Here is a 10357-nt window from a genome sequence, read left to right on the forward strand (position 1 = left end):
TCTCTATTTGAGGGGCATGGAATTGGAAGCTTTTTATAAATTCGGCAAATTCATTTTGCGCACCTTGCATAAAGGGGGAATGGAATGCGCCACTTACGTTTAATGGAAGGTAGAGCATTGCTCCTGCATTTGTAAATACTGGTTCTGCAGCGAGTATCGCTTCTTTGGCGCCTGAAATGACAACCTGAGTGAACGAATTGTAATTTGCAATGACGATATTGTTTAAATTATTTTGTTGTAAAATAGTACGTACATCATCGCTTTTAAGGCCAACAACGGCCGCCATGCCGCCACCTGTTGCCGCGCTCATCAACGCACCACGCTTTTGTACCAGCCTTAAGCCCGTTTCAAAATCAAAAACTCCTGCAGCAAAGAGCGCATTGTATTCGCCTAAACTATGGCCCGCGACGGATGCTGGTACTTTGCCGGTTTCGCTTAGTTTTTTTAGATAAGACATGGCACTGATTGTATAAAGTGCTGGTTGCGTGAAATTTGTTTTTCCAAGTTCATTATTTGGATCTTCGAGACAAAGCGTTCTTATCGAATATCCTAGGATTTGATCAGCCTTTTGTGTCAGGTCGGAAAACTCTTCGAATAATGACGCGCCCATTCCTTTTACCTGAGAGCCTTGGCCTGGAAAAACGAAAGTAGTCATAGATAGATCCTTTTATTGCTGACTGATATTGTGAGCTGCTGGCATTTTACTCTTTAGGCCAAACTGAATGATGTTGATTTTTTTCGCGTTAAAAAAATCTTTTGGGTCTAAAAAGTATCTGCATGGTAACAGACTCTAAATAACATAATAGCAAATATTTGTTGCGTTATTAAAAAAAATGTCACGTCGATTCCGTATTGAGCTGAGCAAATAGGGGGGGCACAAAGAATAAAAAAAGATCGACTCTTCGCCCGACCTACTAATCTATTGATTACGTACTCGCATGTTGCTATTCCATAGCCTGTTCTTACGTATATGAATCAAAGCCTTATCTAGCTTAGATTGTTATGTCTCCATACTTGATTTTCAGTTTTTTCCTCATCTAAAATGAAGCTGATCACGTTAGCCATTTTTGAGGGGAAGTTTTTTTCCACAAAATCATGTAAGTGTGTTTTAACTTCCTCAAACGATTGGCATGTGTTCAGACGATTGACTAACTCTCTACCTGGATCGGGCTGATAAAAAAACGTGGAAGCATAGTGCAGAACATTGTCTGCCAAACCAAATGATACTTCCCGAGCAAGATGCTCGCGAACACTTAGATAAGTTGACACGAACGAATAGCCTAATTCAGGTTCAAAACCAGTAATCTTATGATGAATGCATTTGTCCAGAATAGGTTCTCCATTAACCTTGGTGTGTAAAAACGCCTATAACAAAAGGTATTTTGGGTTTTAGGCAAACAACTAATCCATTGGAGCTGGTGTCTTGTATGGCTAATAGTTCTACTTTATTCATCTTTGTCATCCTATAAAATCTAAGGACATTAAATTGGGAGTTTAATGTCCTTATATAAGAATTTTAATTTCTCGGGGAGCTTGCGAGGTGAGGTGCTGTTTTTCTTCCGGATTTAAGCAGTTATGTCTTAAATCCAGTTGTTTTATGGCGCCATTTCTAATGCTGTCCATAAGATATTGCGCACCGGTAAAGGATATTTTGTTATCTGCAATATTTAATGAGACAATACTTCGGTTGTTTTTCAAGGCATCTGCAATCAAAAATGCCCCTTGATCGCCAATTTGGTTACTGTTGATATTTAAGCATGCAAGAGATCTTGCTTCTTGTATGATGCAGCCTATTTGTTTGGCTAATTTAGAATCAATCAGATTGTATGAAATATCTAATAACGATAAAAAATTACATTCTTTTACAAAATTCCTTATCGCCATCATCCCGTTCAAATAAAAGTCATTACAACTAAGTTCCAGCTCCCGTACGCTTTTTTTGAGCGATTCCATGAACATGACGATGCCTGTATCTCCTAACCAATTTAGAGAAAAACAAATAGAAGTGATCTCTGTTTGAGTAGCAAAAAAATCAAAATAGTTTTTCGGTAATTTGGGGCCAATCCAATTATCTGTCAGACTGATAGCTGAAAGCTTCTTTCCTAGTAAGGCATCAAATAGATTGGAACAAGGGGTTGTGTCAATATGATTTGAATTTAATTCGATTTTTTCAAGATAAGTGCATTCATGTAAAATGCGTTCTAAGGCATGGTAATCGGCTTGGTTAAAATTTGAGTTTTCAATATGGATTTTATTGATTCTATTTAAATATTGATTCTTATCATGGCTACTTAATAGTTTACTAATATGTGGCAAGATTTTATGTTTACTTACATCTACTACTTCAATAGATTCTAAATAATTCTCCGAACGTCCTATATGTACATGCATAACAACCCCCCCCTGTATCCGATTAACACGAGGTGCAATCTGCTTCCTGACAGCACGTATTTATAAATATAGTTCAGAATTATAGATTCCCTATAAAATAATGATTGGATTTTGAGTTATTTGCTCTTTTGTTACTCTGTTTTTTTCTTTTGTAATAAATGAGTTGGCTCGAAGTACCAGGGCTTTATTTTATAAATCTGATAAGAATTATAAGGTTAGTGATATTTTATAGTCATTTTATCAAAATAGGATAAGACATGCTTTTTAATAACATCTCAATTGTTGGCTCATAACTATTGAGACGTTATTAAACGCATTTGTTCCCTTCTTTGAACTCAAGGATTTAAGGGTAATAAAGTGGTTTCTTCATTGGGATGTGTTTCTCCGTTGACTGCATTATTAACCGGCGCGCCGTAGATCATTTCCGAGACAGGGTTCCAGAAAAATGATAATGTTCTTGAAAACATTCCTTTTCTGCGATCAATGACGCCGAAATGCTCGATGGCATGCTGTTCTGCCAATCTCATGAAGCCTTCCGTTTCCGCAACAGGGGGTAGTTCCTGGGATCTGTCCTTATAAAATCGTTCTGCAGCCGTTACAATTAATTCATTTGCTTGCTTTCGTAAATACGGTTCGTCAATTTCTATTTTTTCGCTCGGGGCTATCGTGCATAAGGCAGACAAATCAACGATAAACAGTTGAATTTGCTGATACAGTTTGGCAAAATCCTCAAGTGTATTTGCAAAGAGCTCTTCATAATTTCTGGTAAGTTCCTCGATGCTGTATGTTTCCAAGCCTTTACCAGCCAGACCATTATAGATATAATTTATTTTTATTGAAGAAGGGTGATTGGCTAGTTTTTTATATTCTTCCGACCGTTTAATTGCATCGAGAATAATGAATGGATTATTTTCGGAATGATTTAGTCGCATTAATAATGAGCTAAAAAAATAAGTTAAACGATTATCGATAGATTCCTGTAAGCAAGTAATATCTTTTTCTAAATCCTTAGAGCGAAGTACCAATGTATGATTAATACTGTTCATGCTAAAGAGAAGAAATTTTGCGGCAAACTGCTGAATTATTACATCTTCTGATACAGAAAATTGTTTAAACTTCGTCAGGAGACTAACAATCGTTAAATAAAGAGTTTCCTTTTCTTGTTGTTTTTCGACAGAACACCAATCGTCTGCTAAATATTGTTGACTGACTTGCCTGATGACTATACTAAAGGCTTCCAGCACCGTTTTGCGATTCGCTTCAGAATCCAGAATTGATGCTTCTTTATTGGCGATTTTGCTAATATGTTCTTCCAGTACTGAGCTTGCGGTATTGAGCATCTCAGCACACTTTGTAGTGTTGTTATCAAGACTAAATAGTTTAAAGAAATGTTGTTGCATTAATAATGCATGCTCTTCATTAACGTACCCCGAAGAAGGCGTAAATACATCATTGAATATGCCATAGAGACGCTTTTTATGCATGATTCTTCGTTGTTTTGTGAGCCCCATATAAGAATAATTGGTTGTATTATATGCATCATATCCTATTTGATTTTTGTCAATCGCGGCATAAAGGGTTCGTAATATAGTTGGGAAATCGAGTGCAGCTATATCAATTGATTTGGTTTCAGCATCGTGGCCAGAATATTTTCTGCCCAAAGCAGTATGTCGATGGAAGATCTGGGTACCATCATTAAATTCTACGTGCTGGTTGCTTAAGAAACGAAATATTTTATAAACCATTAATTTTTGGACGTGGGTGGTTTTATAGCCATCGGGAGAAACGATGGTGTTTTGTTGGGAACCATTATTTCCACTGGAGCCTGTTCCGTGATGTCCGGGCATTGAATAACAAACAAGATGTTGTTTTTCTTTAGAGGCTACTTCAGGAAGAATGGGGGTAAATCCCCAATCTGAATGTTCGTTTGCATAATAGATTAATTCAGTGTTTTTTATAATTTCTGGTAATAAAAAATACCGTTCATCATACCAGGTAATTGGAAAACAATCTCCCGGAACAGGATCTGTACCGAATAGGTTTATTATTGTATCAGGCAGATATATTTTTAGTGCATTAAACCATTGTTCTTGCTCTTCTTTAGGGATCTGATTAATTTGGACTTTGAGAGGTTCTATAATATCTGGTGTATTATTTGTAGGTGTACCTTTGTATCTCTTGGTTTGTTGCTCAGTCAGTTGCTTTAATATTTCATCAAAAACAACACATGATGCACTGATTTTTTGTATCGTTTCTAATTCATGGGCTATCAATATTGCTTCAACAGTCCCTCTGCTATGAGCAATAATATTAATTATGGTTTTCCCACGAGCTATGGCTTTTAATATCACCGCCAAACCCAGGGCAATTTTCTCACCTACATTAGAACCATCCATATTAGGTCCATTAATGACGGCAACTGCATCGGATTGCAAGGGATAAGGATTTTTGGTGTCTGCTTTTATTATTTTAGCTGGTGTGTCTGATTTGATTAAAGAGGCAATCACGCTCAATGTTTCACCTTTAGGGAAGTCTTTTACTTTAGAGCCCTTGGTATAAGGAGTTGGTTTGGCTATCTGCTTTAATTCTGGAGTAAAGTCAGTGAGGGAGCCTAGCATCGTGACTGTGAATGGTTGCCTTTCAAATTTACTGTCCATAGTAGCTGTCCATATTGTGACACAATGACCCATTATAGATTCGAATTTATGTAAAAATAAACTCTTAAGATTATTTTTGTATGGCTGATTATTTTAAAGAGATCTGGCAATCTTGTGTGCATCAATACATGATGTGGTCATTTTACATCTGTGCTGGGCTGCACTTCGTTTAGCCCAGCATTGTCCGGGATACATCGGGTTTAAATAGGTGTTTGGGTCATTACTGGATTACAAATGACGATTCATTTGACTCATGCGGTTCATCAGTATTCTGAGGTTCATCGATAACAGGAAGAACAGTCTCTTTCTGGCTTTTTAGATACGTCAGACTAAACAGTTTATAACGATTAGGCTTGTGTTCTTGCTGAGTTAGCTCGTCAATCAGAGGCGCTATATCAAATTCCAACGATGGATTGGCGGTAGTGTTCTCAACTAAAATGTGAGCATTTTTCTTGCTGGGTTCCACATATTGCAGATAGCAGGCTTCAACTTGTTCCCATTGCTTTAAAGCACTTTCTTGCGTTCTTCCACGTTCCACAATGTCACGTGCTGTACGTCTGTCTCTGCACACCCTTATATCAGCATCAACAAATACAGCTTTATCAAATAAGGTCATTAATTTTTCAGGATGTAACACCAGAATGCCTTCAACAATAATTACTTTTTGGGGAGATACTTCAACAAACTCTTCTGTTCTGCTGTGCGTTTTGAAGTCATAAACCGGCACTTTGACGGTTTCACCGCGCTTTAATGCGGTTAAATGCTCTATGAGCAACTCAAATTCTATTGCTGCCGGATCATCAAAATTACTATCAGGGATGTTCTCTATTCCACGATAATAACTGTCTGCAGAAATCACCGCGCAATCATCACCAAAATGCTTTTCTAATCCTTTACTTACGGTTGTTTTTCCAGAACCTGAGCAACCAGCCACACCAATAATCAACATTTAATACAACTCTCGTAAAAAAGGCGCATTCTAGCTCATTAATAAGACATGGAGCAATATATGGGGCATACTGTTTTATAAGAGGCCTATTGGTCTAAGTAGTTTATGCACATTGTTCTGTCACATTCTATCTTCTCATGTTGAGAGCTGTCTTAACCGGGGAAATTGTGGTTACTGCTCAGTATATGGAAATATTTTTTTGCTTAATTCTTTAAATTAATGATAGAGTTGCGGGATAAAATTGGTCTATATTATTAAGGATGATAAATGACGTTGCCGTTTCGTGTAAAATTAGCTCTTTCTCTCGCGTTACCCTTGGTTAGTTTCTCCTCATTTTCTACCTCGACAATCTATGGTTTACAAAAAGCGAGTCAATTTAGATCGAATTCATCTGGTGATTTTTATATTCAGGTTGCAAGTTTTAGAAGTAAAGCTAATGCATTGAGAGCAAAATCTTCTTTGCAAAGCAAATCAAGCCAGCCTATCTGGATAAGAGAAAAAAATGGGTACTATGCTGTTTTGATTGGCCCAATTCATTCTGCTGTAGCAGTAAGGAGCACTGCTGCCCAATTAGTTACCCATTCAGCCGTTACTCGTGACGTACAAAAAAGAGTGAGGCCGGTCGCTCTTGCTCAGACTGTTGCAGTAAAAAATGCGCCTCATTCTGATAGCGTTCAAAGTGGTGAAACAATACGAAAAACATCCTCTCCAAAAATCCACAAAGACAAGGATGGTTTCTCTCTGAGGCCTACCAATCGATGGTTCGCTGGTTTGGGTGTGGGGTGGATGTTTCCCTTTGGTACTGATGAAACGAATTTTGCTTATTCTGGCATGCCTGGTTTTCCTGACGACCGATATTCTTCAGTTGATTCAAAGAATGCGATGCAGTATTCAATTTTTGCCGGTTATCAATGGCGAAGAGCCGCTGATTGGTTACCTGCTTATAGCCTGGCAGCACGATATACCTATACTGATTCAGCACGAATTGACGGTTTTATTTATGTTAACGGTTTGCCTGAAACAAAAAATTTCACATATCAATATGATGTGTCGCAACAGTTGATCATGGCTCAGTTGAAACTCGATCTCTATCGTTGGCAACAGTTGATGCCCTATGTCTCAGCAGGAGCTGGGGTTGCCATCAATCGGGCTCATAGTTATTCCGATAGACCAATTCCTGGTGCAACTACCTGGACTCGAAACTATGGGTTTAATTCTGGAACTAAAACCCAATTTGCCGGCTCTCTGGGCGCAGGGTTTGACTACGATTTTAATGATAAGGTTCAAGCCAGCCTCGGTTATGAATTATCTTACTATGGCAAGGTCAGTACGGGTATGGGGAACGGTGTGTTGCGTGCTGACCACCTTGAAAACAAACTTAATTCGAATGCGGTAGTTTTGCAGGGAACGTATTTCTTCGACAGGTAAGACTTTGCACTTATTGGCGTCGGAGTTTTTTTATGAAGACAATTAAGGATCTACTGTGACATATTATATTCGCTATTTTATCGTTATCCTCTCATTTTTTATATCAATGGCAGGTTACGCTGATGATCATATTATTTGTAATATAACAACTAATAATATTAACGGAGTATTATCAGCCGGTCAGGAATACACTAATATCTATACCTGCACAAATACATATCCGAGAAATCCTCTGTTTCCCGCTATAAAACTGGGATTATTAGCAGAGATTAACAGTGGTTCGGTACAAAGCTTACAAGTAGCAGGCAGTTGCGCTACTCAGCCTTTGGCATCTGGTGAGACCTGCCAATTTCAGCTCGCTGTTCGTTTGCAGCAATCGGTGTCTTTAAATGTGCGAGTAGTCATCGGCGAGGGCTTGTATACCATTCATCAGCCTCTTGTGGTGGCCACAGTAAATTCCACTCCTTCTACGCCAGTAATTACTTGGTCTGGCTGTAGCTTTGCGCTGACAGATGGGACGAGTAATGGCACCGGTGGATTCTTTGCTAATGCGGTCGATAGCTCCGGGCATCCAGTTACTTATTTGTTTAATATAATAGCTGGTCCTGGAAGTGTTACTGGTCATCAAACGGGTTATTTCACTTTAGCGGGCGTAGATGCTACTACTGTTGTTCAAATAACAGCTACTGCTGATGATGCTGCACCAGTAGTCAGTGCGCCAATTCCAGTTCAAGTACCTTCTGTGCCTACGAAGGTTATGGCTATTTATAATAATACTAATGAAACCATCTATCCTATTATCGAGGCACCGATGACCGGAACTGTGCCTCCATTGCCAGAGTCTAGAGATACGTGGTTGCAGGCTCAATTTGCTATTACTGCTCCTGAGCTGAGCACTAAAACATTCACATCGACACAACTCTACAGAGCATATATCAATGGGGTTAATGGGATAGCTCCCAAACAGGCAGCCTTTGTTTTGGTGCCGTTTTATAGTGAGGTAGTTCAAAATCCTGCCGGAGGTACTATTTCAAATCAGTATGTAGATTGGTGGAAATCAATGCGTCTCTACATCTATGATGTACAATCTAACGTAATACAAACGCAATCTGAGCCAGGGGTTAACGCCCTTACTTTGAATACTTCGGGTCCAACCTGTGCTTGCGGTTGTTCACAAGTGAGCATATTTAGCGCGACTCCAGGGCTTCCAACTAACGATCCTTCACAGTTATTTGAATACACTTACGCAACGGTGCTCGATCAAAATCCTGCTCCTTATCCAATTGATCGAACTATAGTAAATTATAATATTTCGGGTGTAGATCAAATTTACTTACCAGCAGCAATGGAGCCTTTTGGAATCAGCACATACGGGTATACAGGTACCGTTGTTGATCTCCAAACCTTTAGAAATAGTCTCGACTTGTTTTTAAGTGAAACTGTATGGCCTGTTTATGCGGGGCTTCCTTATCCAAGGATTCCCAGTGCTTACAATGTTGTGATAAATAATGGCAATCCTGGCAGCCAGTTAACTGACTCTGCCCCACAAACTGATCAGCTCACAGCAAACTGGACTGAGTGTGTCAATAACCCAGCGGCTCCAAATCACGCTAACTGTGTTCTTGTAAATACCCTGTTTCAGAATGATTGGGCTCTATGCAACGCAGGATCACCGCCAATAGACATCTTAATACAGCACATTTATGGCTATGTCTCTTTTTGCGCTACCTTACCTAGTAATGGTCAAGATTTTGATGCCTACACAACACTGCAACACACCTTCAATGCCAACTACCAAGGCGACTTTAATCCCTACACCCAACTGATACATCAAACTTTACTAATGAATATTTATGCCTATTCTGTAGATGATGCTATAGGGTTTCAAAGTACTGCTGCAACCGGAAACGTTATAACCGTTGGCGGTGCCTTTGGTTTACCAAATGGTAATCAATTATAGTGGTTTCAGTATAGGTCTTATTCCTTTCAAGCAGAGCTCTTCTATTGGTATTACAGAAGAGCTCTTCTTTGGGGTTCGTAAGCATTGGAGTGGGGGGTAGCGCGGTTTATTGCATTTACTTTAGGTCGGGAATTATAAGAGGAATCGCGGTCGATACCACGGTGCTTACTTCCCCATAAAAAACTGTTTAAATAGGACGAAGTCCGCAAGCAAACTGTACAAAGGATGTTTAAACGTTGCTGGTTTGTTTTTCTCGAAGACATAATGGCCTATCCAGGCAAAGCCATAGCCGAGAACGGGCATTAATAACAACCAGTAAGGATTATGAGTTACTAAAAAAATAATCAGACAAATAATGACCAGGGAAGTACCCATCACATGCAGACGTATACACATGGGATTACGATGTTGTGATAAATAAAAAGGATAAAATTCTTTAAAATTTTTGAATTCCTTCATCGTTCTTTCTCTCGTCCTACTCAATATTTCTGAGCTGATTTTTATGGTGTCATTTATAGTATAGTTGAGTGAAAGTGTGAGATGATTAATAAGGCGCTATTGTTTTCTTTGCGTTCTGGTTGATTATTAGGAAAATATATTGATCATTTGTTGATCATCAATTATATTGGGCCTTCTTTTAAAGTACAGTGATACTCCATCATGGCGAATTCATCTTCACCTGCATCTTTTTCTTTCACGCGTTCAGTACAATTTCTATCGGACTATTTCCTTAATTCAAACGATAAATGGAGGGCGTGGGCGTTATTTTCCGGTGGTGTTTTTAGTGTTTTAGCAATGAGTGGCCTTGGTTTCGCTCTGGGATGGTGGTGTTTACCCTATGTTTATACTGCTTTTATTGCTAAAGATACTGCTGTTTTACTGATGGGATTAGGGGCTGGTCTTTTAATTTCGGGTGCGATGGCAGGTTTTCATTATCTGGCTAATTATTTTAAAAATGAATTATATGTGAGC

8 protein-coding genes and 1 pseudogene are annotated in these 10357 nt (G+C 38.8%); 3 read left to right on the forward strand and 6 right to left on the reverse strand.

Going from position 1 to position 10357, the window contains the following annotated elements:
* From fabD to udk, 5 genes are all read right to left on the reverse strand, one after another.
* Positions 1-655: ACP S-malonyltransferase (gene fabD / locus Q0495_RS05715; RefSeq protein ID WP_298624010.1), on the reverse strand; the 655-nt coding region annotated here is incomplete at its 3' end.
* A gap of 332 nt (positions 656-987) precedes the next feature.
* Complete coding sequence (locus Q0495_RS05720) at positions 988-1269, reverse strand: hypothetical protein (RefSeq protein WP_298624012.1); 282 nt, start codon at positions 1267-1269, stop codon at positions 988-990.
* 234 nt (positions 1270-1503) lie between these two features.
* Positions 1504-2391 carry a hypothetical protein gene (locus Q0495_RS05725; RefSeq protein ID WP_298624014.1) on the reverse strand — a complete coding sequence of 296 codons (888 nt, stop codon included), beginning with the start codon at positions 2389-2391 and terminating at the stop codon, positions 1504-1506.
* Positions 2392-2726: 335 nt separating this feature from the next.
* Positions 2727-5048 carry a hypothetical protein gene (locus tag Q0495_RS05730; protein ID WP_298624015.1) on the reverse strand — a complete coding sequence of 774 codons (2322 nt, stop codon included), beginning with the start codon at positions 5046-5048 and terminating at the stop codon, positions 2727-2729.
* 220 nt (positions 5049-5268) lie between these two features.
* Entirely contained in the window at positions 5269-5997 is a 729-nt protein-coding gene (gene udk, locus Q0495_RS05735) for a uridine kinase (RefSeq protein WP_298624017.1), read from the reverse strand.
* Between the two features lie 267 nt (positions 5998-6264).
* Here udk and Q0495_RS05740 point away from each other — a divergent pair, with 267 nt between their 5' ends.
* Both Q0495_RS05740 and Q0495_RS05745 read left to right on the forward strand, forming a co-directional pair.
* Entirely contained in the window at positions 6265-7425 is a 1161-nt protein-coding gene (locus Q0495_RS05740) for an SPOR domain-containing protein (protein WP_298624019.1), read from the forward strand.
* Positions 7426-7480: 55 nt separating this feature from the next.
* The gene (locus Q0495_RS05745) at positions 7481-9385 is read left to right on the forward strand and encodes a hypothetical protein (protein WP_298624021.1); all 1905 of its coding nucleotides are present in this window, start codon (positions 7481-7483) and stop codon (positions 9383-9385) included.
* A gap of 165 nt (positions 9386-9550) precedes the next feature.
* Here the strand turns inward: Q0495_RS05745 and Q0495_RS05750 are convergent, their stop codons facing one another.
* Positions 9551-9844, reverse strand: a complete 294-nt coding sequence (locus Q0495_RS05750; protein ID WP_298624023.1) for a DUF962 domain-containing protein — start codon at positions 9842-9844, stop codon at positions 9551-9553.
* A 201-nt stretch (positions 9845-10045) separates the two neighbouring features.
* Between Q0495_RS05750 and Q0495_RS05755 the strand changes: the two are divergent.
* Positions 10046-10357 (forward strand): annotated as a pseudogene (locus Q0495_RS05755) (ABC transporter ATP-binding protein/permease); the annotation flags it as partial.

Origin of the sequence: uncultured Legionella sp. (genome assembly GCF_937871865.1) — a bacterium.
Taxonomy (GTDB): Bacteria; Pseudomonadota; Gammaproteobacteria; order Legionellales; family Legionellaceae; genus Legionella.

Excerpts from the sequence above, each read along its gene's own strand:
- Q0495_RS05725 (WP_298624014.1), bottom strand. The coding sequence starts at position 2,391 with ATGCATGTACATATAGGACGTTCGGAGAATTATTTAGAATCTATTGAA.
- Q0495_RS05730 (WP_298624015.1), bottom strand. The coding sequence starts at position 5,048 with ATGGACAGTAAATTTGAAAGGCAACCATTCACAGTCACGATGCTAGGC.
- udk (WP_298624017.1), bottom strand. The coding sequence starts at position 5,997 with ATGTTGATTATTGGTGTGGCTGGTTGCTCAGGTTCTGGAAAAACAACC.
- Q0495_RS05740 (WP_298624019.1), top strand. The coding sequence starts at position 6,265 with ATGACGTTGCCGTTTCGTGTAAAATTAGCTCTTTCTCTCGCGTTACCC.
- Q0495_RS05750 (WP_298624023.1), bottom strand. The coding sequence starts at position 9,844 with ATGAAGGAATTCAAAAATTTTAAAGAATTTTATCCTTTTTATTTATCA.